18 protein-coding genes and 1 pseudogene are annotated in these 21,409 nt (G+C 64.1%); 8 read left to right on the forward strand and 11 right to left on the reverse strand.

Annotation, left to right across the window (positions count from 1 at the left end; all coding sequences use genetic code 11):
* Nucleotides 1-890 precede the first annotated feature (890 nt).
* Nucleotides 891-1,379: a DUF1643 domain-containing protein gene (locus ISN75_RS05485; RefSeq protein ID WP_343820760.1), complete on the forward strand. Its 489-nt coding sequence runs from the start codon at nt 891-893 to the stop codon at nt 1,377-1,379.
* Nucleotides 1,380-3,180: 1,801 nt separating this feature from the next.
* Here ISN75_RS05485 and ISN75_RS05490 read toward each other — a convergent pair.
* Together ISN75_RS05490 and ISN75_RS05495 are read right to left on the reverse strand one after the other, a co-directional pair.
* Nucleotides 3,181-3,633 (reverse strand): fasciclin domain-containing protein, encoded by a 453-nt coding sequence (locus ISN75_RS05490; RefSeq protein ID WP_343820758.1) that lies wholly within the window; start codon nt 3,631-3,633, stop codon nt 3,181-3,183.
* A 799-nt stretch (nt 3,634-4,432) separates the two neighbouring features.
* Nucleotides 4,433-4,963: a YaeQ family protein gene (locus tag ISN75_RS05495; protein WP_423385165.1), complete on the reverse strand. Its 531-nt coding sequence runs from the start codon at nt 4,961-4,963 to the stop codon at nt 4,433-4,435.
* Nucleotides 4,964-5,015: 52 nt separating this feature from the next.
* Between ISN75_RS05495 and ISN75_RS05500 the strand changes: the two are divergent.
* Nucleotides 5,016-5,321 (forward strand): annotated as a pseudogene (locus ISN75_RS05500) (integrase core domain-containing protein); the annotation flags it as partial.
* Nucleotides 5,322-5,359: 38 nt separating this feature from the next.
* Here ISN75_RS05500 and ISN75_RS05505 read toward each other — a convergent pair.
* The 6 genes from ISN75_RS05505 to ISN75_RS05530 all read right to left on the reverse strand — a co-directional run bounded on the left by ISN75_RS05505 (nt 5,360) and on the right by ISN75_RS05530 (nt 8,985).
* Nucleotides 5,360-6,121, reverse strand: a complete 762-nt coding sequence (locus ISN75_RS05505) for a hypothetical protein (protein WP_343820756.1) — start codon at nt 6,119-6,121, stop codon at nt 5,360-5,362.
* Nucleotides 6,100-6,765: a hypothetical protein gene (locus tag ISN75_RS05510; protein ID WP_343820754.1), complete on the reverse strand. Its 666-nt coding sequence runs from the start codon at nt 6,763-6,765 to the stop codon at nt 6,100-6,102. Before ISN75_RS05510 ends, ISN75_RS05505 begins: the two co-directional genes overlap by 22 nt.
* A gap of 139 nt (nt 6,766-6,904) precedes the next feature.
* Entirely contained in the window at nt 6,905-7,462 is a 558-nt protein-coding gene (locus tag ISN75_RS05515) for a HutD/Ves family protein (RefSeq protein WP_343820752.1), read from the reverse strand.
* Between the two features lie 4 nt (nt 7,463-7,466).
* Complete coding sequence (locus ISN75_RS05520) at nt 7,467-8,009, reverse strand: GNAT family N-acetyltransferase (protein ID WP_167252098.1); 543 nt, start codon at nt 8,007-8,009, stop codon at nt 7,467-7,469.
* Nucleotides 8,010-8,016: 7 nt separating this feature from the next.
* Nucleotides 8,017-8,490 (reverse strand): SET domain-containing protein, encoded by a 474-nt coding sequence (locus tag ISN75_RS05525; protein WP_343820750.1) that lies wholly within the window; start codon nt 8,488-8,490, stop codon nt 8,017-8,019.
* A 168-nt stretch (nt 8,491-8,658) separates the two neighbouring features.
* Nucleotides 8,659-8,985: a ComEA family DNA-binding protein gene (locus ISN75_RS05530; RefSeq protein ID WP_167252096.1), complete on the reverse strand. Its 327-nt coding sequence runs from the start codon at nt 8,983-8,985 to the stop codon at nt 8,659-8,661.
* A gap of 221 nt (nt 8,986-9,206) precedes the next feature.
* On the opposite strand from ISN75_RS05530, the gene ISN75_RS05535 reads away from it, so the two are divergent.
* From ISN75_RS05535 to ISN75_RS05545, 3 genes are all read left to right on the forward strand, one after another.
* Complete coding sequence (locus ISN75_RS05535; RefSeq protein WP_167252095.1) at nt 9,207-10,631, forward strand: M20 family metallopeptidase; 1,425 nt, start codon at nt 9,207-9,209, stop codon at nt 10,629-10,631.
* The gene (locus ISN75_RS05540; protein WP_167252094.1) at nt 10,628-11,323 is read left to right on the forward strand and encodes a YggS family pyridoxal phosphate-dependent enzyme; all 696 of its coding nucleotides are present in this window, start codon (nt 10,628-10,630) and stop codon (nt 11,321-11,323) included. Before ISN75_RS05535 ends, ISN75_RS05540 begins: the two co-directional genes overlap by 4 nt.
* Before the next feature lie 285 nt (nt 11,324-11,608).
* A complete protein-coding gene (locus ISN75_RS05545; protein WP_167252093.1) occupies nt 11,609-12,241 on the forward strand; it encodes a C40 family peptidase in 633 nt (210 codons plus the stop codon).
* 513 nt (nt 12,242-12,754) lie between these two features.
* Here ISN75_RS05545 and ISN75_RS05550 read toward each other — a convergent pair.
* The 3 genes from ISN75_RS05550 to ISN75_RS05560 form a co-directional block, all read right to left on the reverse strand.
* Entirely contained in the window at nt 12,755-13,402 is a 648-nt protein-coding gene (locus ISN75_RS05550) for an oxidoreductase (RefSeq protein WP_167252092.1), read from the reverse strand.
* Between the two features lie 78 nt (nt 13,403-13,480).
* Nucleotides 13,481-15,130 (reverse strand): M28 family peptidase, encoded by a 1,650-nt coding sequence (locus tag ISN75_RS05555; protein ID WP_167252091.1) that lies wholly within the window; start codon nt 15,128-15,130, stop codon nt 13,481-13,483.
* Between the two features lie 110 nt (nt 15,131-15,240).
* Nucleotides 15,241-17,829 carry a TonB-dependent receptor gene (locus ISN75_RS05560; protein WP_343820744.1) on the reverse strand — a complete coding sequence of 863 codons (2,589 nt, stop codon included), beginning with the start codon at nt 17,827-17,829 and terminating at the stop codon, nt 15,241-15,243.
* Nucleotides 17,830-18,510: 681 nt separating this feature from the next.
* Between ISN75_RS05560 and ISN75_RS05565 the strand changes: the two genes are divergently transcribed.
* Genes ISN75_RS05565 through ISN75_RS05575 form a run of 3 tightly spaced genes read left to right on the forward strand, consistent with a single transcriptional unit; the run spans nt 18,511 to nt 21,219 of the window.
* Nucleotides 18,511-19,125 (forward strand): rhomboid family intramembrane serine protease, encoded by a 615-nt coding sequence (locus ISN75_RS05565; RefSeq protein WP_167252088.1) that lies wholly within the window; start codon nt 18,511-18,513, stop codon nt 19,123-19,125.
* 25 nt (nt 19,126-19,150) lie between these two features.
* A complete protein-coding gene (locus tag ISN75_RS05570) occupies nt 19,151-20,512 on the forward strand; it encodes an amino acid permease (RefSeq protein WP_343820741.1) in 1,362 nt (453 codons plus the stop codon).
* 14 nt (nt 20,513-20,526) lie between these two features.
* Nucleotides 20,527-21,219 carry an aspartate/glutamate racemase family protein gene (locus ISN75_RS05575; protein WP_167252716.1) on the forward strand — a complete coding sequence of 231 codons (693 nt, stop codon included), beginning with the start codon at nt 20,527-20,529 and terminating at the stop codon, nt 21,217-21,219.
* Nucleotides 21,220-21,409 lie beyond the last annotated feature (190 nt).

Genomic DNA, 21,409 nt, shown 5'->3' on the forward strand with positions numbered 1-21,409 from the left:
ATCGGAAATCATGCTCGCGTGGCTCGTCCGCGTTACCGCCGCCTAACAACTATAGGCGCATGCTGCGTTGGGGCGTGAAGACATTCCAGTCTTGGCAAGCGCCTCAGTCACGCGGCTCTGTTCCTGGCGCCACCCGAGCACTTCCTGATTCATATCGGAGTTCCGAGGTGGGCCGCTCAAGATTCGCCCTTTGCGCTAACCGGGAGACGACGCCATGTTGAAATCGAGGCAAGAGCTACGAAGCATGCTAAGCCGCATAGAGGCAGGGATAGTGCAGCTGCATTCCAGCAACCCCAGCGAACCGGATTTCTTTCGGTGGACGGACGGCGCATTTCACGGCGTTCGAAGGCAATGCGCGAACGAAGACGATGATTGGCTCTTCAATGTGATCGACCAGATATGTACGCGCCAGAGCGTTCCTTACCCGGCGGTCTTTTAGCGCGCCTCTTTGGCCCGGACAACAAGAAGGTCGAGGAGCTATCGTCGATGCTGTGGGAAGCGAAACTTTCATGGAAAGTCTCATTCATAGGCCGTAGCGCGGGTCACAATCCAGGCTTATGAGAGCAGCATCGTGAACAGCGTCGTTCGCCGTGAGATGATCGGAGACTGGGAGTTGTCTCTTACAGAGATCAAACATCCCGCTAATTCGAGAATGACTGCATATCGATTCGGTGCGCGAATGTCACTAGGGGGAGGCCGCTTCACTAAGGAGATCGGCGAGCATGCGCGCCGCTTTCTGTCTAAGGCGGCGGCATGGACGGCCGGCAGGGAATTCATTGGTGAGGAATAAAGGCCGGCGGATCATGCCGATGACTTCTGCCTCGCGTCCCCGAAAACGATCATGTGACAAATGAGCAGGCGACGCCGTAACCCGGCTCCATATGCTGAACATGGATAGCATCCTGCTTTCCGATTGCGGCCGATACCGCTACTGCCTCACTCGAGAGGTGGCGCCGAGCGGCCTGATCTTCGCGTTCTTCGGGGTCCATCCATCTATCGCCGATGCGGCGGTTGGCGATGCCGAAACGCGGAAGAAGATTGGATTTACGAGGCGCTGGGGCGGATCGCAGTGCGTCGTCGGCAATATCTTCGCGTTTCGTACTACCAACGTGTCGGTTCTTGGCAGGTGTGCTGATCCGGTTGGGCCGCGCAATGCGGTCGAACTGGACAACATCATTCGCTGTGCCGATGTGCTCGTCGCATGCTGGGGAACTCGATCGAAGCTACCGGAGCGCCTCCGGCCGCGCGTAGCGTGGTTGTCTGGGTTGTTACTGGCCAGCGGAAAACCCGTGAAATGCCTTGGCATTACCAGAGGTGGCGACCCTTGCCACCCGCTCATGACCGGATATGACACACCACTTATTGACTTTGTTGTTTGAAAACCTCAATCAGTGGTAGGCCCTGCTTTCTTAGACGGTTACAGAGGCGATGGTCCGACCACAGCGCGTTGCTCATGACATCCGCGGACCACGTGTGATTGGCTTGCATGGGCATCTCCAGCGGTTCGCTGCGGCGGTCAGGTAGGCGCCGCTTGCCTCGACGCGGCAGGTTTAGCTTCAGGGCCACATAGACCCGCCAACTGCGGATCTCGCCGAAGCCCTGCCGATGTAACGTGGTATCTCTCGGGAGTGTATGGCTGGGCCAAGCGTAGCAACCTGCGCTTCCAAGCTCCCCGTCCCATGCGCCGGATATTGCAGTTCTATCTCCTACCTTCGCTTGCCGACCTTCTGGCAGGGGGACGTATAACGTCAATTGGGCCTCGCCGCTATGGGGTACGCCTGCTGATGATCGAAATCGTGGTCAATTGTGCTCGACCCTCATCTCAAACCCGGCAACAGTGGTGTTGCGGCGTAGCGAGCGCCAGATGCTAAGGTGATGGCACGCGTGCGTCGTTTTGCGTCGCCGGGGCATCCACAGGCGACGGCAGCCATAGGCGTAGGGCCTAGCCTGAGGCGCTGTGGACAGGTTCGTCGAAATTGACCTCTAAAGGGCGCGCGGGTGCGGCGGGGGTAACTGCGCGGCGCAGGGGGCGTGCCGGCGCTTGCGCCAGGTCAGCGCCCTCCCGCCGTTGATGATCAAGACCGCAGTGGACACTTGCCGCTATATTTTGGAAAGGTTCCGCTTCCGACCCATAGCGGACATATCATGCAGGCCCGGAAAGGGCGTCGTGAGCCGTACTGCGTGGAAGGGCGGCACGCGCCGGGCATTCCGAGTGTGTACGAGGGCTCTTAGAGAGTAGCGGCAGTGGTTAGGTTCGGAAGTCTCCGGCCGCGGTACATATCCGAGGGAAGGCTTTCCTGCTTGGTTATTGCTTAGTTTGGTTGGCCGCCCCTTTCTCACTATCTCAGCCCCGTCTCCAATCAGCGCAAAGCAACACCGCTTAGGTGAGTAATCGGCGATGACGCCGGAACGCATTGGCGCGTACATACCTGGTCAACTAAATTGAGCAGCCAATCGTCGTCTTCGCGGTCGCATTGCGTTAGCACATCCTGAAAGACCTCATCCGCCGATCGGAAGAATTCTTGCTCGCCTGGATTCTTGGATCGCAGCAGTTCAATCACTACTTCGATGCGGCATAGCATGCTGCGTAAATCCTGCCTTGATCTCAACATGGCGGTGTCCCTTAGCCGGAGCGATAGAAGATCTTCCTTCCTTCGGCGTTAGCGAAGATCGGAGGTCTCGTGGATTCGATGATAGTCGTCAATACTTAAAAAAATGCGTTGCCGTAGCGCGCTTTCGCAGCTGATCCTTGCCGAGCCATAAATGAAGTGGCTCGCAACAAAAATTACCTCTCCATCGTCGTCTTCGAGGCTCGCTGACCAGCTGACGACGCCCCTTTCCCACCTGTAAATGGCGATGTATACCAAGCCACGGTAGGAGCCCCTTATTTCGTCGCGGTCGCGAACGCCTGAGGCGGAAGCAAGCTTCATGAGGGAGAAGGACGGCTGACGTGCATCACTGCTTCCTTGAGTAAGGCGGCTGACCAAATCGCCTATGCGCATGGATAGCTTGGTCAGTAGAGGCAGGGGACGATGGGCGCTAAGGGAAAAGTGGCCAGCCATAGTTAACGCCTCAAATGATGGGTTGCTGTGGGGCGCCATGGTGGTTGAAGTCAGGCGGCCAGCAGTGGGCTTCTGTGAGACCCGTGGTGAGGTTAATCCCACCACAGATCCCTGATTTTTACTGCTTGGTTGGCACGTTGACAGCGTCGATGGCATGGATGATGCCGTTGCTCGAGGTAATGTCACGTGCTTGGATGGCTGCGCCGCCGATGCGCAGTTTGCCGCCCTCCTTCGTGATAGACGCCGTTTGGCCTTGCATCATTTTTGGCGCGGTCAGTTTCTCGACCTCGACGAATGATGCCCGGCCCGGCATCACGTGATACTTCAGTACGGAGATCAACTCCGCCTTGTTCTCCGGCTTGAGCCAATTTTCCAGCGTTCCTTTCGGAAGTTTTTCGAACGCCGCATCCGTCGGTGCAAAGATGGTGTAGGGGCCGGAGTCCTTCAGCGTCTGGGTGAGTTCGGCTGCTTCGAGAGCTTTGCCAAGGGTGTGAAAGGAGCCGTTGGCGGCTGCGGTCTCGACGATGCTCTTGCCGGAGATGTCGGCGGGTTGGGAGTCGTGGTTGGACATGCGTTTACCTTGAGTAGTGATCCGCGAGGCGGATCTTGAGCGGCCGAAACCGCAACTCCGATAAGAATCGGAGAGGTACTCAGATGGCGTTAGGAAGAGGACCGCGTGGCTGAGGCGCCTGCCAAGGAGGAGGCTGTCGTTCTTGGCGCCCATGCAGCATGCGCGTGTAGTTGTTAGGTAAGGGTAACGTGGTGGACCAAATACTTGCTTGTGCTCACCGCTCCATAGGACTAGCGTCACTACAACATCTCTCTAAGTCCCCCCCATGTCGATCATCTCTATAGATGCCTGGGCAGATGGGCCAAACGCATTTGGCTTGTGGCGAGGCCGTTGGCGCCTGTTGCAGGATGGCTTAGCCGTCAAGGGGCGCTTTGGTGCTACAGGAGATCGTTTTTTCACTCAGAACGAGGCGGTCGATGCGGCTGTTAGGTGCGGGGTATCCGACAAGCGTAATGTTCCGGGGGACATGATGATTCGCGGAACCTGACGCGATCCGCTCGACGCTTCACTGTGGAACAAACGAGATCAGGACACCCGTGGTGATGTTGTGGCTGATAGCCGCGTCCAATAGAAGAGCTAACTTGTCACGGTTACGCTAAGCGGACTTCCTGGCAGTGACGAGGAAGCGCGTGTATCGGCTTGCATCAGTGGTGAGTTCGGCCAGTTGGTGAGCCTTGCGGGGGCTATCCACCAATTCTTTGAGGACGACCAGGTCTGATGGCTCTTGGTCCTGTACGCTTTCAGCAAGGTCCGCTTCCGACCCACGGCGGACGATTCAAAACGGGGCAGGGGCGCTTTCTCAAGCGACAGCGTACTCACCCTTGCGGATAGCCGGACGGATCGGCAGCGTGAGGTCGCCGGCGATGAGCTGCAGTTCGCCGTCCTGGATCAGGCATTGCAGGCGCATGCTGCGCTCGCACAGGGCAGCCAGTTGCTGCATGTCGGCGTGGTCGATGGCAAGCACGCTGAGATTGTCGTGGCGGGTGAGCGTGCTGGCGATCTTGCTCCACCAGACGTCGACGGCATGGCCGCCATAGGCCAGCACCACGACGTGCCGCGACTGGTTGCAGGCTTTGCGCAAGCGTGTTTCATCAGGCAGGCCGACGTCGATCCACAGCTCGATCTCGTCGGTATAGGCCTTGCGCCACAGGGCCGGTTCGTCGGTGTCGCTGAGCCCCTTGCCGAACTCCAGCCGTTCGTCGGCATACAGCGTGAACGCGAGCAGGCGCGCCATCAATCGTTCCTCGGTTTCCGACGGATGCCGGGCGAGGGTTAATGCGTGGGGGGGTTGCTCGGGCTGGATACTACGCTTGGCTTGACCATCCGATATCCGATCGAGCTCAGGAGGACGCGAGGCTGCTTAGGCTTATTCGTGCATCCTTTCGGATCAAGGAACCCAATATGGGAGCGATGCTTGGTGGCGCTTCTGCAAAGCCAACCGGCTCGATCCAAGTATGAGTCGGCGAGGAAACTGTTGGGACAATGCAGTGGTTGAATCCTTCTTCGGTAGCCTGAAGAAGGAACGGATCAAGAAGCGAATCTATGTCAACCGAGAAACTGCTATTCAGGACATATCGAGTTACATCGACGAATTTTACAATCCGACACGCCGTCACAGTCATCTTGGTGGCGTCAGTCCAGACGAGTTCGAGGCAACCCATCGAACTCGCCGGACTCATGTCCACTAAATCCGGGTAACTCCAAGTGGCTAGTATTTACGGCTAGCTTAAGCGAGTAGAGTGCCTTCGGCGATGTGCTTTAACTCGGTGAGAAGGCCGCGATCCCGCGCTGGGAAGCCTTTAATGCTCAGGAATATCTGTTGCTGCCCCCCAGCTACCTCGTCTAGCAGGATTTTTTCGATAGCGCCGAATTGGTTGCCATACTTCTCCGTGAGTTCAAGGGAGGGAAGGCTTTGTACAAACTTCTTCCCTTCTTCTACATAGATGTAGTCGTCCCCTTTTGGGAGTTGTTGCAGCCTAAGATCGATCCCGGTGCGAAATCCGACGTCCAGTAGCTTTGCTCCGGAGAAGTCATTACCTCGAAACTCGTTTCGATCCCGGTCGATTGATATGGGGCGATCCCGAAGAGGCCTTCCATTGAAAAATGCCTTCTTGATGACGCCAGTAAAGAGGCAGTCAATGAACTCCGCATCAAGGCCCCTGAAGACATGAATCTTTACATTGCGAAACGTGCATCGCTCGAACCGCGCGTTCCCTGGGGCGTTAGCGTAGATCTCCGCATCATCGAAGCAGCAATCCAAGTAGCGCGACTGGATGCCGCCGGCTCCAAAGCCGGCGGCATCAATTCGAGTTTTGGAAAAATCGCAGCTTTTGAAGGTTGCGCCAATGGCTACGAAATCTGGCCATTTCTGACCGCGAAAGGTTTCGCCGCTCACGATCTGGCGGTCAACAACCTTTCTCTCTCGCAGCAATCGCGCCAGATCTTTAGGTGGAATTTTTTTTGCCATTAGAAGTTGTAGAGCGCCCATAGTACGTTTTCGTAACCCACTTTACTTGCGTGCGCAGCTTTAGCAGCAGTGGTGGTTAGCTCAATTAGGTTACCAGTTGTCGTGTCCAGGAAGTCGGGTCCGATTCGGCTGTAGATGAAACGCCCTGGGTATTGTTCCCGTAATCCAAGGTCCGTGGCGTTGTGCACCGCTTGCCCGAGGAATCGCGATCCCGCTGCTGGATTCGCCAAAAATGCCCTTTTTTCTGCTTCGGACATGAACGCGGAAAGTCCTTCGTATCCGCTTGAGGCGTGCTTCTGCGCCATTTGCGCAACAATGTCTTCACCAGCTTCAAGCGCCGGTGCGGCGGATTTAGTGGCGACATTCGTCGCGCACATCGCGCCTGTGCGCCACGCCTGAGATTGACCGAGGGTTACGACCCAAAGCACCTGCTCGCCAACCATGGCGCCGGCATAGGCGACGGACCAGCCATAGCGCTCGTCCTCCCACGCATTGACCGAGGCATCCCACGCGCCCTGTCCGGGGACCGCCAACAGGAGACCGTCCGGGCTTTTCTGGTGTGTGCCAAGAAGATCAAACGCGACCAGCGGATTGCTGCTTACGTATAGCCATCCCTGTCTGCCCGAAGCGCCGATGCTTTTCGCTCCAGGGCGCCACCGCCACATATCCCCGGCGCCACCCGCATGACGCGTCAAGCAAGTGCGGGAGATTACGAATGCCACTATTTGACGAGTGGCATTCGGCGATCCGTGCGTGCGGTGTCTTTGTGTCCGGCAGAATCGGCGATGCGATGCCGCGGCGTGCTCAGGGCTCGATGCGCGCCAGCACCACTTCGCCGCCGCCTTCGATGCGCAGCGTGCCTGCCGCTTCGATCCATACCGATTCGCCCTGCGTCATCGCCAGGCTTTCGCCGCCGCTGCGCAGTTCGGCGTGTCCGGCGAGCAGATAGAGGAACCAGTGCGCGCCGGCCGACGGTGGCAGCACCATGGCGCCGTTCAAGGGGCGTGCGATCAGTTCGCCTTCCGCGCCATCGCGCAGCATCAGGTTGAAGGCGCGGGTGGGGCCGTCGGTGAGCCGCGCGTGCGGGGCGTCGGCGCCGTCGAAGCGGATCACGGCCAGGCGCAATGCATGTCGTTCGCTGTCCGCGAAGCGCAGCGCGAGCGAAGCGTCGAGCGCGGTGAACTGGCGGCGCACGCCGGGCAGTGCGGAAAAATCGGTATCGCGGTCGATCTGCGCGATGCTCAGGCGCCACTGCCATGCAGAAGAATCCGGACCGCTGGCCAGCACCATGGTGGTGCCGGCGCCGTTGGCCCAGGGCTCCGCGCGCAGGCTTTCCGCTGGCACGCGGTGGAAGGCGCTCATGCGCTCAGGCGTAGGCCGCGCGGCGCGATTCGCGGTACGGCGGGTAGTACGCGAACACGTGGTTGTAGCTGCCGCAGAAATCCATGTCTTCGATGTGCTCGCCGCCGAGGCGCTCGGCCAGGCGGTCGGAAGCTTCGTTGCCCACGCGCACCAGGCTGATCACGCGCTGCGCGCGCAGCTGGTTCCAGGCGAAATCGAGGATGGCCTGGCAGGCTTCGGTGGCGTAGCCATGGTGGCGGTACTCGGACTTCAGCATCCAGCCCAGTTCGATATCGGGCCAGCCTTCCGGATACATCAATCCCGCGCGGCCGGCGAAGACGCCGCTGTCCTTCAGTTCCAGCGCCCACATGCCGTAGCCGCGCAACTGCCAATGGCCCAGCAGCATCGCCAGCGAACGCCAGGCATGGCCGCGGTCCAGCGGCTCGCCGTCGCCGACCCAGCGCGTGCTGGTGGGGTCGGCGAGCATCGCGGCGTAGTCGTCGAAATGGCTGGCGGAGAGAGCGGTGAGGCGCAGGCGCGCGGTTTCGAGGGTGGGTATGTCGAACATTGCAGTGTCAGATGGCGGCGCTGGCCAGCAGGCTGGCGAGGGCACGGGTACTGGTGGCGAGACTGTCGGCCCAGGAGAGGCCGATGATTTTCTCGCCGGTGGCCGAATCGATGAAATCTTCTTCCTGCCCGGGGGCGAGCAGGTGGCGGTAATCCACGGTGATCTCGGTGCCCGCGGGCAGGTCGCGCGCGGCGAACACGAAACCGAGGTGCCACAGCCCGCTGGGCTCGAAGCTGTGGTTGATGTAGCACTCGTCGGGCCAGTCGGGGGACAGCGTGTAGCGGTCCTCGAACCAGCGCGCAGCCGCATAGAGCTGCACCTGCAGCTCGGGCGAGGCGGTGATCTGCGCGAGGCTCCAGGTGCGGTCGATCGCATCCGGCGCGGTCACGATGCGACCGGCGGCGACGTCTTCCTCCAGGAACAGCCCCTTGCCGGCGCCTCCGATACCCGAGGCGGCGATGCGGTAACGCGGCAGGATCATGGCGTGGAACGCAAATGTTTGTGCTGCTGAATCAGGTACATGGCCCCTGTGACGGCTCCGGCCTGGGTCGTGAAGGCGGTGACCGGGCGGTCGTGAACGCGGAGTGTAGGCGCAACCGGCGCGACCTGCCAGGGCCGCGCCGGCGCGGGCCGGCGAGCGGACTGGAGCTCAGTCCTCGTCCTTTTTGGCCTTGGGTCTGGCCTTGGTGGCGCCGGATTCGGGCTTGGCGCCTTCCTCGGTGATCAGGATGGCGGCACGGTTGCGGTCCAGCGTGCTGGCGCCCACGCCCTTGACCTGGCCGACTTCGTCCACGGTCTTGAACGGGCCGTGTTCCTCGCGCCAGGCCACGATGGCGGCGGCCTTGGCCGGGCCGATGCCGTCGAGCGCCTTGGCGATAGTGGCGGCATCGGCGGTGTTGACGTTGACCGGCGTGGCGGCGTGCAGCGACAGGCACACGGCCAGGCCGGACATGAAAGTAGCGAGCTTGCGCAGCATGGGATGCTCCTTCAGTGATGGGCTTCAGCGATGGGACAGCGCGGCGTCCATGCGCCGCCCAGCCACGATGCCGCCGGCGCGGATGCGCCGCAGTCGGCGCTCCCATCGCGCTGCGGTGCGCCTGCATCGCCGCGTGGCGTGGGTGCGCGCCTACGCGCTGTCGGCGGCGTTTCGGCCTGCGCTGATACAATCGGCGCTTTCCCCATCGCCGGAGCTCGCCCATGGATACCGCCCGTCTTTCGCATTTCGTCAGCGGCCTGTGGGATGACGAGATCGTGCCGCAGCTGATGGACTACATCCGCATTCCCAACAAGTCGCCGATGTTCGATCCCAAGTGGGTGGAACACGGCTACATGGATGCGGCGGTCAAGCTGATGGAGACCTGGGCGCGCACCAAGCTGCCGTCGCTGCCCGGCGCCACGCTGGAAGTGGTGCGCCTGGAGGGCCGCACGCCGCTGATCTACATCGACGTGCCCGGCCAGGGCGACGACACCGTGATGCTCTACGGCCATCTCGACAAGCAGCCGGAAATGACCGGCTGGGCCGAGGGCCTGGGTCCGTGGACGCCGGTGCTCAAGGGCGACAAGCTCTATGGCCGCGGCGGCGCCGACGACGGCTACGCCATCTTCGGCTCGCTGGCCGCGCTGCTGGCGCTGCGCGAGCAGGGCATCCCGCACGCGCGCTGCGTGGTGCTGATCGAAGCGTGCGAGGAATCGGGCAGCTACGACCTGCCGTACTACGTGGACCACCTGGCCACGCGCATCGGCAGCCCCTCGCTGGTGGTGTGCCTGGATTCGGGCTGCGGCAACTACGACCAGCTGTGGCTGACCACCTCGCTGCGCGGCATGACCGGCGGCGAGCTGAGCGTGCAGGTGCTGGAGGAAGGCGTGCATTCCGGCGACGCCTCCGGCGTGGTGCCGTCGAGCTTCCGCATCCTGCGCGAGCTGCTGACGCGCCTGGAGGACCCGCGGACCGGCACGGTCAAGCCGAAGGAACTGTACGTGGAGATTCCCGCGCAGCGCATCGAGCAGGCGAAGCAGGCCTCGCACGTGCTGGGCAAGGCCATCTACGAGAAGTTTCCCTTCGTCGAAGGCATGCATCCGGTCACCGACGACCTCACCGAGCTGGTGCTCAACCGCACCTGGCGCCCGCAGCTGGCGGTGACCGGCGCGGACGGCCTGCCGCCGCTGGAAAGCGCCGGCAACGTGCTGCGCCCGAAGACCTCGGTGAAGCTCAGCCTGCGCCTGCCGCCCACGCTCAACGGCAGCCAGGCCGGGCAGTTCGTCAAGCAGCTGCTGGAGAAGGATCCGCCCTACGGCGCCAGGGTCAGCTTCAAGCTGGAGAAGGACGGCGGCGGCTGGCATGCGCCGCAGCTGTCGCCGTGGCTGGAGCAGACCGTCGCGCAGGCTTCGCAGAACCATTTCGGTGCGCCGGCGGCCTACATGGGCGAAGGCGGCAGCATTCCTTTCATGGGCATGCTCGGCGAGAAATTCCCCCAGGCGCAGTTCCTGATCACCGGCGTGCTCGGCCCGCATTCCAATGCGCACGGCCCGAACGAATTCCTGCACATCCCCACCGGCAAGAAGGTGACGATGGTGGTGGCCGAGGTGGTGGCGGGCCACTACGCGCAGGGCGGCAAGGCTTGAGCGACGACTACGGCTATCTCGCGGCCCACTGGGCCGCCGTGCGCGAGCGCGTCGACGCGGCCTGCCGCGAGGCGGGCCGCGCGCCGGCCGAGGTGGACGTGCTGCCGGTGAGCAAGACCTTCGGCGCGGACGCCATTCGCGCCGCCACCGCCTTGGGGCTGCATCGCTTCGGCGAGAACAAGGTGCAGGAGATCCGCGAGAAGGCTGGCCCGCTGGCCGACTGCGCCATCGACTGGGTGGTGATCGGCCACCTGCAGACCAACAAGGCCAAGGACGTGGCCCGGCTCGCCGCCGAAGTGCAGTCGCTGGACCGCTGGGAGCTGGCCGAGGCGCTGGACCGCCGCCTGCAGGCCGAAGGCCGCGCCATCGACGTGCTGGTGCAGGTGAAGACCTCCCCGGAAGAGAGCAAGCAGGGGCTGGATCCGGCGGAGCTGCCGGCCTTCCTGGCCCGCTTGCGCGGCCTGGACACCCTGCGCGTGCGCGGCCTGATGACCATGGCCGTGCAGTCCGGCGACCCCGCTCCCGTGCGCGCCTGCTTCCGCCTGCTGCGCGAGCTGCGCGACCGCATGGCGGGGGAGGGCCACGCACTGCCGCGGCTGTCCATGGGCATGAGCGGGGATTTCCCGCTGGCGGTGGCCGAGGGTGCTACGGAACTGCGTATCGGGACGGCGATTTTCGGCCGCCGCGGCTGAATTGCGCTTCAGCTACCTTGCAGACCTGTTACGGACCTCCGTCACACTTCCGCCACGGTTATTTCTAGGAAATTTTCCTAGCCAGGCCAGGTGCTTGCAGTGATTTCCCACTGCTTTCATGGGGATGCCGGACGTTGCTGATCCCTTCAGCTTTTCGAAACCGCGGGGTTTAGTTAACCCGGATCGAACATACGGCCTATATCGCTTTGCTAAGTTCACGGCTTCGTCACGGTCGTCGACACATCCGACGGCCAATCCCGTGAACAGCAAGGGGATTTTTCCCGCATGCCAATCAAGCGATTGACCGTCCTCTCCGTGCTGGCCGCCGCCGCGCTCGTCTCCGGTCCCGTGCTCGCCAGCCCCAGCGGACAGGCCAAGGCCGCCCCTGCTGTCGCCACCATCACTCCGCCGCTGATGAGCCAGTTCGCCGCGCTCGCTCCGGCCCAGGCCCTTTCCCAGTCGGCTCTGCCGGCCGCTCCGGCGATCGAGGAGCAGGCCAGCAATGCGGACGATCTGCGCAAGACGCTGATCGATCTGGCGATGCAGCTGCGGGATATCCGCTATGTGCGCGGCGGGCACGATCCGTCGACCGGCTTCGATTGCAGCGGCTTTGTCCGTTACGTGTTTTCGCATGCGGTGGGGTTGGATCTGCCGACCAATTCGGCGGGGCAGTTTCTTGCGGGGCTGAAGGTCAACCGTACCGAGATGCAGCCTGGCGATCTGGTGTTTTTCCGCACTGCCGGCGGGCGCCGGGGTGGTGGGCGCATTTCGCATGTGGGCATTTATATTGCCAATGGGCAGTTTATTCATTCGCCTTCGCGGGGGAAGACGGTGCGGGTCGATAGTCTCGATGAGAGTTATTGGGCTAAGCGGTTCGCTGGCGCCAAGCGGCCTGAGGGCATGGCGCAGAACGGTTGAGCGTTAGCGCTTTCGGCAGTTTGAGGCCGCCTGCAGGGCGGCCTTTTTTATTTGTGCTGGCGCATCACCTATTCGTCATCCCGGCGTAGGCCGGGATCCAGTGGCGACTAGGTGCGGTTGTCGCTATTTGGCCGCTTATGCAGCGGGCATTTCGGACGCCTGCCGGCGCCCGAGTCACTTTCTCTTTGCTGGCCCAAAGAGAAAGTAACCAAAGAGAGAATGGCCTAAGAGCCACTGCTCGCGACGCGACTAGAAGGAGCAGTGGGCGTCTGCGGTAACTTGATTAACCTGGGTCTACACGAAACCACAGTGCGTTTACGTAACGGCTTCTTCAACGTGCCGTGGCCGAGAGGACGTTCAATGACCGAGGCCAGCTTTCGCTCTTCGTTCCTGCCTACCTCACGACATCACCCCTCTCCCCTCCGGGGAGAGGGCAGGGTGAGGGGCCGGGCGGAGCGTAACGCCTGTTATTCCTTGGGCCGCTTGGGCGCTATTCGCCCGCGATGACGCAGGTCAGCTTGCCCGACCCAAGCGCCGCAACTCATCCGACTCGACAATCCGCACTCCTTCGCCCGCTTCTCGCGCCAATTTCCACAACGCGCGCGCAACCGTCTCCACGTGAATCCCGCGCCATCGTCCGGGCAACAGGCGCGACAGCGGTCCCGCGACTGCCTCGCCTAAGCGGAACTCCTTGCGTGGTCCCAGCAGCAGAGATGGGCGGACGATGGTCAGCTGTGGCCAGTCATGTTCGATCAATGCTTGTTCCAGCTCGCCTTTGACCTTCGTGTAGAACGTGCGCGACGTGGCGCTCGCGCCGAGCGAACTCATCACCAGGTAATGCCGCGCTCCAAGCTTGCGTGCGCGTCGCGCCACGGCCAGGGGCAGGTCGTAGTCGGCCATGCGGAAGGCTTCGCGGGAGCCGGCCTGGGCGATGGTGGTGCCGAGGCAGCAAAGGGCTACGTCCAGCGGCGGCTGCAGGGTGGGGAGGGTGCGGTGGAGCATGCCGATGGGGTTTTCCAGCCGGGGGGCGCGTGGCAGGGCGTGGCGGGTGGGGGCGAGCACGCGGGCGACGGCGGGGTCGGACAGGAGTTCGCGCAGCACGGCGCCGCCGGTGAGGCCGGTGGCGCCGGCGAGCAGGACGTGGAGGGGCGCAGCGGTCATGGGTGCGGCATGGAGACCTGACGCGCACAGCTTGCCACGCCGCATCTTTGCTGCGCGTAACGCGAGCGGACCGAAACGCTAGCGCGCGACCACCGTCACAGGGCGGTGGAAACTCGCGGTCGGCTTCCACTGCGGATAGGTGGTTTCGGTCGACAGCTTGCCGCCGACCATGAACAGCGCGCGCAGGTCTTCCACCAGGCCGCGCAGGTCCCAGCTCGGCGCGGTACCGGCGGGCGGGGCGCTGGCGCTGGCCGCGAGGTAGTCGCCGTAGCGCTTGCGGCCGGCGGCGTCGCCGCCGTCGCGCAGGTCCAGGCCGGAGCGGGCGTAGAGCACCGGCACGCCGCGCGTGGCGAAGCTCAGCGCGTCGGAGCGGAACAGTTCCATGCCGGCCCGCTCGTCGCCCGAGCGCATGCGGCGGTGCTGGCTCTGCAGCGCATCGGCGAGGTAATCGTCCAGCTGCGACTGGCCATAGCCGAGCACGTCCAGGTCGCGGCTCGGCCCCAGCCACGGCAAGGCGTCGAGCTGGATTTCCGCCACCGTGTGCTCCAGCGCCACCGGCGGATGGTCGACGTACCAGCGCGAACCGAGCTGGCCGGATTCCTCCATGGTCAGCGCGACGAACAGCACGCTGCGATGCGGCTTGGGTGCGCGGTGCGCGAAGGCCTCGGCCAGTTCGAGCAGGCCGGCCAGGCCCGCCGCGCTCTCGGCCACGCCGTGCAGCGACTGGCTGTCGCGCGCATCGGGGTGGTTCCAGTGCGCGGTGTAGACGATCGCATCGCCGGGCTGCTTGCTGCCGTTCATGCGCGCGATCACGTTGGGCGACATGCCCTGGCTGATGCTGCTCTGGAATGCCAGGCTGGCCTTGGCCGCCAGCGTCAGCGCGCGGAAGCCGCGCCGGTGCGCGGCGGCGCGCAGCGCCTGGAAATCCTGGCCGGCGCTGGCGAACAGCCGGCGCGCGGCGGCATCGCTCAGCCAGCCGGCGATGGCGGGCGCTGCATTCGCATCGCCGGGCAGGGTGTACCAGGGGCTGCTCCAGTGCTGGCGCACCGCGGTCCATGGATAGCCCGACGCCGCTTCGTCATGCACCACGAACACCGCCGCCGCGCCGTGGCGCGCGGCCTGCTCCAGCTTGTAGCGCCAGGAACCGAACAAGGTGGGCGTGCGGCCGTGGAACAGCGCCGGATCCTGGCTGCCCCAGCCGGGGTCGTTGGCCAGCAGTACCACGGTCTTGCCCTTGACGTCGGCGCCGGCGTAGTCGTCCCAGTCCTGCGCGGGGTCGTCGATGCCGTAGCCGGCGAACACCACCGGTGCATGTTCGATCGCCGCGTTCGTATGCTGTGCGGGCGAGTTGGCCACCATGTCGATGCCGTAGGCGAGCGACAGCGGCTGCGCGCCGCCTTCGATCTGCAGGGTCATCCGTTCGGGATGGATCACGCTGCCGCGCACATAGGGCACGTCCTGCGTCCACTTGCCATCGGCGCCGGGCTGCAGGCCCATGCGCTGGAACTGCGCGATCAGGTAATCGACGGTATGCCGCTCGCCAGCGCTGCCGGGCGAACGGTCGCGCAGCGCGGGCGCGGACAGCGCGTGAAAATGGACGGCCAAATCCTCCGGCATGATGCCGGGTGAAAAGTTCGCCGCGATCTCGCCGTCGCGCGACGACGACGCATGCTGCTGGCAGGCAGCAAGCATGGTGCTTAGCACAACGATGGATAGAAAACGGCGCATTCCCCCGGCTCCCTGTAAGGGACCGGCAGGACTGTAACCGCGCCGCGGCCCGCTGAAAACGCGCAAGTTTTCGCGTTCAGCAGCGGGCGCGGCAGCTTCATGCGATCGGCTTAGAAACGATAGTCCGCGCCGACGTAGACATAGCGTCCGCGCGGATCAGCCTGCGTCAGGTCGTAGTAGGTGTTGGATGGATCCCACGGCGGACGGCGGTTCTGCAGGTTCTGCACGGCGAGCGTGAGCGTGGTCTTGGGCAGGCCGGTGTAGGCGATGCTCAGGTCGAAGGTGCTCCATGCTTTTACGCGCTCCGGATACGCCGGCGTGAGGCGGTTATCGGGGTTCTGCTGGTAGCCGCCCACGTAGTACCAGGTCAGCGTGCTGGCGAAGTCGCGGTAGCTCCAGGTCAGCCCGGTGCTGCCGCGCCACTTCGGCAGCGAGCCGAAGATATTGGTGCCCGCGCCGTTCACCGGTGCATCGCCGGCCACGCGCGGCTGGCTGTACTTGAGCAGGCGCGTCCAGTTGCCGTCGAGCGCGAAGTCGCCCGCATTCGCCGTGTGCAGCGCCTGGTGGAAGCTGAGGTCCACGCCGTCGGTGGTCAGGCTCTGCTGGTTGCGGTACTGGTTGGTGATGATGCTGATGCGTCCCTGCGCGTCGCGCTGCACGCGCGGGTCCTTGCGCTGCACCAGGGTGGCGTCGTCGTCGGGGCCGATGATGCCGCGCTGCACGATGTGGTAGTAGTCCGCGCCGAAGCTGGTGTCGGCGCTGGGCGAAATCACCAAGCCGCCGTTGTAGTTCTCCGAGCGCTCCGGCCGCAGCTTCGGGTTGGCGGCGAACACATCGGTATAGCCGCGGCGCTGGCCGGGCGTGACCGGATCGTAGGGATCGACCACCGTGCTGTAGCTCACCGCGGTGCTGTTGGTGATTTCCGGCAGCGACGGCGCGCGGAAGCCGCGCGAGTACGAGCCGCGCAGCAGCAGCCAGTCCAGCGGCTGGTAGCGCAGCGAGAACTTCGGCGCGAAGGCATTGCCGAAATCGCTGTAGTGGTCCAGGCGACCGGCGATGCCGGCTTCCAGCGTGGCGAGAATCGGCACGTTGAATTCGGCATAGCCGGCGTGCACGTCGCGCGAGCCGCGGATCACGTCGATGGCCGGACGCAGCTCGGAGCCGGACAGCACCGCCTGCGAGGTGCGCGAATTGATCGACTCGTTGCGGAACTCGTAGCCCGCGGCAAAGCCCACCGTACCCGCGGGCAGGTCGAACAGCTGGGTGCTGGCGGTGGCGTTGACCGCGGTGAGGCGCGATACGGCGGGGCGGATGGTGGACAGGCGCAGGGCCTCGATCGCCTGCTGCGAATGGTTGTTGGCGGCGAAGTTGTAGCCGCCATTGGCCAGCAGCGACTGGAACGCATAGCGGTTGCCGAAGTTGGTGACGTATTCCTTCAGGCTGCTCTCGGAATGCTCGGCGGAGACATCCCAGTCCCATGCGCCGGTACGTCCTTTAACGCCGCCGAGGAAGCGCGTGAAAATGGTGCGGTCGCGCTTGTTGCGCTGGCCCACGTCCCACAGGTTGGTGTTCACCGGCGTCGGCACGCCATAGGGGTTGGCTGGGTTGCCGGCCGGCAAGGTGGTGTCGATGTTCACCAGCTTCTGGTTCGCGTTGTCCCAGGCGCGCAGGCCGCTGCCGATCGCCAGCGGTCCGCTGAACACGAAGGCCGCGTGGCTGCGGCTGTAGATCGCCTCGCCGTAGGCGTCGATCTGGTCGGTGAGTTTCACCGTCGCCTTCAGCACGGCGTGGTAGCGCTCCACGCCGGGAATCAGCGAGGTGTACTGCGCCGGGTTGTAGGCCCAGGTATCGCCGCTCTTGCCGGGCGTGATGGCGCCGTAAGGCACTTTGCGCACGGGGCCGACGGCGCTGGCAAAGCCCTGGGGGGGATCGTTGTTGTAGTAGTTGGTCGGCGTCCAGTTGAGGCGGCCGCCGGGCTTGTCGCGGAAGTCGTTGTCGCGCAGCCAGCTCACGTGGTCCTGGTTGAGCTGCGAGCTGCGCGTGCCGTCCAGCGCGAAGAACACGTTGTAGCCGTCCTTCTTCAGGTCGCCCTGGCCCAGCAGCAGATGGAAATTATTCGAGCGCTGGCCGGTGCCTTCGGTGCTTCCGCCGACGTTGGCACCGACTTCGGCGCCCTGGTAGTTCTGCTTGAGGATGATGTTGACCACGCCGGCGATGGCGTCCGAGCCGTACACCGCGGAAGCGCCGTCCTTCAGCACTTCGATGCGCTCCACCGCCGCCAGCGGCAGCGCGTTGAGGTCGACGAAGGTGTCCTGCAGTTCGTAGGCGGTGGCGTAGTTGGCCACGCGCTTGCCGTCCACCAGCACCAGGGTGTTCTTCTGGCCCAGGCCGCGCAGCGAGATGCCGGCCGTGCCGGCGGAGAAGCTGCCGGTGAGCTGTTCGTTGACGCTGTTGCCGGTATTGGCGGAGATCGAGCGCAGCAGGTCGGGCAGGGTGGTCTTGCCGCTGCTGCGGATCTGTTCGGCGGTGATGGCCTGCACCGGGCTGGGGCCTTCCAGGTCGGTGGTCTTGATATTGGAGCCGGTGACGCTGACGGCTTCGAGCTGGGTGGCCTTCTTGTCGTCGGCCTCCTCCGCGTGCAGCGGGGACAGCGCGAGCGCCGTGGCAATGGCGAAGGGAAGCAGGCGGATCGTGTTCATGGCGGGAAGCATTCCTGTAGGCGCACCCGTCCCGGCTCCTGGCCAGGTGCGATGGATGCGCGGGATGCAGCGGGGGAGCTGCGTTCGGGGGATCGCCGTGGGGACGGCGTCAATGGCGGCGCGGGAAAACGCCTAGGGTCGCGGGATCAGCCGCAGCGACACATTCGACAGCAACGACAACAGCAGCCCGTGCCGGCGATGGCATGGCGGTGTCGTGGCGAAGAGGAGAACAGCGGGAAGTGCATCGTGATATCCGGCCCGGCGGCGTCCGGTGGACGCTGGCTTGCTTGGGGATTCCGGACTGGCGCCCGGCAACAGGGAAAGCGCGCGATCAGCAACAACAACAGCAGCAACACATCGCGCACATGCGATGCGTGGTGCTGGCGAGCTGGCGGTAACCCTGGATGGTCACGAGCGGTGGCATTCCTGCTGGGGACGGAACGGCGCGTTGGGGGTTCGGCCGTATGGACGGCTATTTGTGCATCGCCGCGCGGCGATGTCAACCCGAGGTGACGATGCGCGTTCGCCGCCGGCGGCGCAAAACGGCGGCCGGGCCGCGCCCCGCAAGGTTCCCCGGATGGGTGCGGCGAGTTGTCGCAGGATGTTGCGCCGCGCCATCGGGCGCCGATGGCGGCGCCCCGGCTCAGCCGCTACCCTTGGCCGTTGCCCACGGAACCGCCCATGTTCTACGACCTCGCTCCGGTAACCCGTAACCTGCTGATCGCCAACGTGGCGGTCTTCCTGCTGCAGCAGCTGATGCCTTCGCTGCTGGTGCCCCTGGCGCTGTGGCCCCTGGGCAGCGGCTACTTCCAGCCCTGGCAGGTGGTGACCAACGCTTTCATGCACGGCGGCTTCCTGCATCTGTTCTTCAACATGTACGCCTTGTTCATGTTCGGCAGCCAGATCGAGCGGCTGCTGGGCACGCGCAACTACACCATCTATTACTTCGTCTGCCTGATCACCGCCTCGCTCCTGCAGCTGCTGTGGCTGCGCTTTATCGAGCAGGATTTCCAGACGCCGACGCTGGGCGCCTCGGGCGCGATCTTCGGCCTGCTGCTGGCCTTCGGCATGCTGTGGCCGCACGAGAAGCTGATCCTGTTCCCGATCCCGGCGCAGATCCCCGCCTGGCTGTTCGTCTCCGGCTACGCCGCGCTGGAGCTGATCTCCGGCGCCACCGGCTGGGCGCCGGGCATCGCCCACTTCGCGCACCTGGGCGGCATGCTCGGCGGCTTCGTGCTGCTGCAGTACTGGCGCGGCAAGCTGCCGGTCAAACCGAAGCGGCGCTTGATGCGCTGACCTTTCCACCTCGCGGTTCTTCTTCATGACTCAGCACCTGCAGCGCCGGCTCACCCCGCGCCATATCACCTTCATGGCCCTGGGGATGGCGATCGGCGCCGGCCTGTTCCTGGGCTCGGCCAATGCGATCAACCTGGCCGGCCCCTCGGTGCTGTTCGCCTACCTGTTCGGCGGCGCGATGATCTTCATCATCATGCGCGCGCTGGGCGAGATGGCCGTGCACGATCCGGTGGCCGGGTCCTTCAGCACCTATGCGCACCGTTATCTGGGTCCGTTCGCCGGTTATCTCACCGGGTGGAACTACTGGATCCTGATGGTCGGCGTCGGCATGGCCGAGAGCACGGCGGTGGGCATCTACATGCGCCAGTGGTTTCCCGACTTGCCGCAGTGGATCTGGGTGTTCGGCAGCGTGGCGATGATCGGCGGCCTGAACCTGATGGCGGTGAAGGTCTACGGCGAGATGGAATTCTGGTTCACCCTGATCAAGGTGGTGACGGTGGTGCTGATGATCCTCGGCGGCGCCGGCATGATCTGGCTGGGCTGGGGTAATGGCGGCCAGCCGGTGGGCTTGTCCAACCTGTGGGGGCATGGCGGCTGGTTCCCGCACGGCTTTACCGGCATGGTGCTGGCATTGCCGGTGGTGGTGTTCGCGTTCGGCGGCATCGAGACCATCGGCATGGCGGCGGGCGAGGCCGCGCAGCCGGAGCGCACCATTCCGCGCGCGGTGAATTCGGTGCTGTGGCGCATCCTGATCTTCTACGTGGGCGCGCTGTTCGTGATCATGGCGATCTACCCGTGGAACCAGCTCGGCACGCAGGGCAGCCCCTTCGTCACCACCTTCGGCAAGCTGGGCATTCCGCAGGCGGCCGGCCTGATCAACTTCGTGGTGATCACCGCGGCGCTGTCGGGCTTCAACAGCACCACCTTCAGCGGCAGCCGCATGCTGTACAGCCTGTCGACCAAGGCGCAGGCGCCGGCCTTGCTGGGCAAGGTGAGCGAGCACGGCGTGCCGGTGCGCGCGGTGCTGGTGACGCTGGCCTGCCTGGTCCTGGGCGTGGTGCTGAACTACCTGCTGCCGGAGCGCATCTTCGCCATGATGATGTCGATCCTGGCCTTCAATACGGTGTGGACCTGGATGATGGTGCTGATCGCCCACTTCAGCTTCCGCCGCCGCTACGGCGCCACGCAGTTCCCGCTGCGCGCGTGGCCGCTGACCAGCGTGGTGTGCCTGGTGTTCCTGGCCTTCGTGCTGTTCATGCTCGGCTACAGCCCCGACACGCGGGTGGCGCTGTACGTGGGCGCCGGCTGGGTGGTGCTGCTGTCGCTGGCCTACCGGTTTCTCGGCATCGGTGCGCGGATGCGCGCGCTCGGCCCGCAGGCGGCATGAGGATGGAACGCCGCCTGCGCACGGTTGGCCTGATCGGCGGCATGAGTTGGGAATCGACGCTTGCCTACTATCAGTTGATCAACCGCGGCGTGCGGGAGCGGCTGGGGCCGCTGCGGTCGGCGCGGCTGCTGCTGGACAGCCTGGATTTCGGTGAGATCGAGGCGTTGCAGCGGCAAGGTGACTGGCATCACGCGGGGGAGCTGCTGGCCGCCTCGGCGCGGCGGCTGGAGGCCGGCGGCGCCGAGGCCATCGTGCTGGCGACCAACACGATGCATAAGGTGGCTGATGCCGTAATGGCGGCGACGCCGTTGCCGTTTTTGCATATCGCGGATCCGACGGGGGCGGCGCTGCGCGCGGCGGGTTGCCATCAAGTGGCGTTGCTGGGTACCGCTTTTACGATGGAACAGGAGTTCTATCGGGAGCGCTTGCGCGCGAGGTATGGCATTCGGTGCCTGGTGCCTGACGAAGGGCAGCGGCGTGAGGTGCATCGCATCATCTACGAGGAGTTGTGCGCGGGGGTGGTGCTCGATTCCTCGCGGCAGTTTTATCGGGAGGTGATGGTGGATTGTGCTGCGCGGGGGGCGCAGGGGGTGGTTCTCGGGTGTACCGAGATTGGGTTGCTGGTTGGGCGGGAGGATAGCCCGGTGCCGCTGTTTGATACGGCTGCGTTGCATGCAGCGGCCGCTGTGGATTTCATGTTGGGGTGATGGTTGTGATCCCGGTGTAGGCCGGGATCCTTTTGCTGTATCGCCTGGTTTTTGCGTTACCGCGGACTGGCCGCTTATGCAGCGGGCATTCCGGACGCCTGCCGGCGCCCGGGTCACTTTCTCTTTGCTGGCCCAAAGAGAAAGTAACCAAAGAGAAATAGCCTAAGAGCCACTGCTCGCGACGCGACTA

Origin of the sequence: Dyella marensis, assembly GCF_049532885.1 — a bacterium.
GTDB lineage: Bacteria > Pseudomonadota > Gammaproteobacteria > Xanthomonadales > Rhodanobacteraceae > Dyella_D > Dyella_D marensis.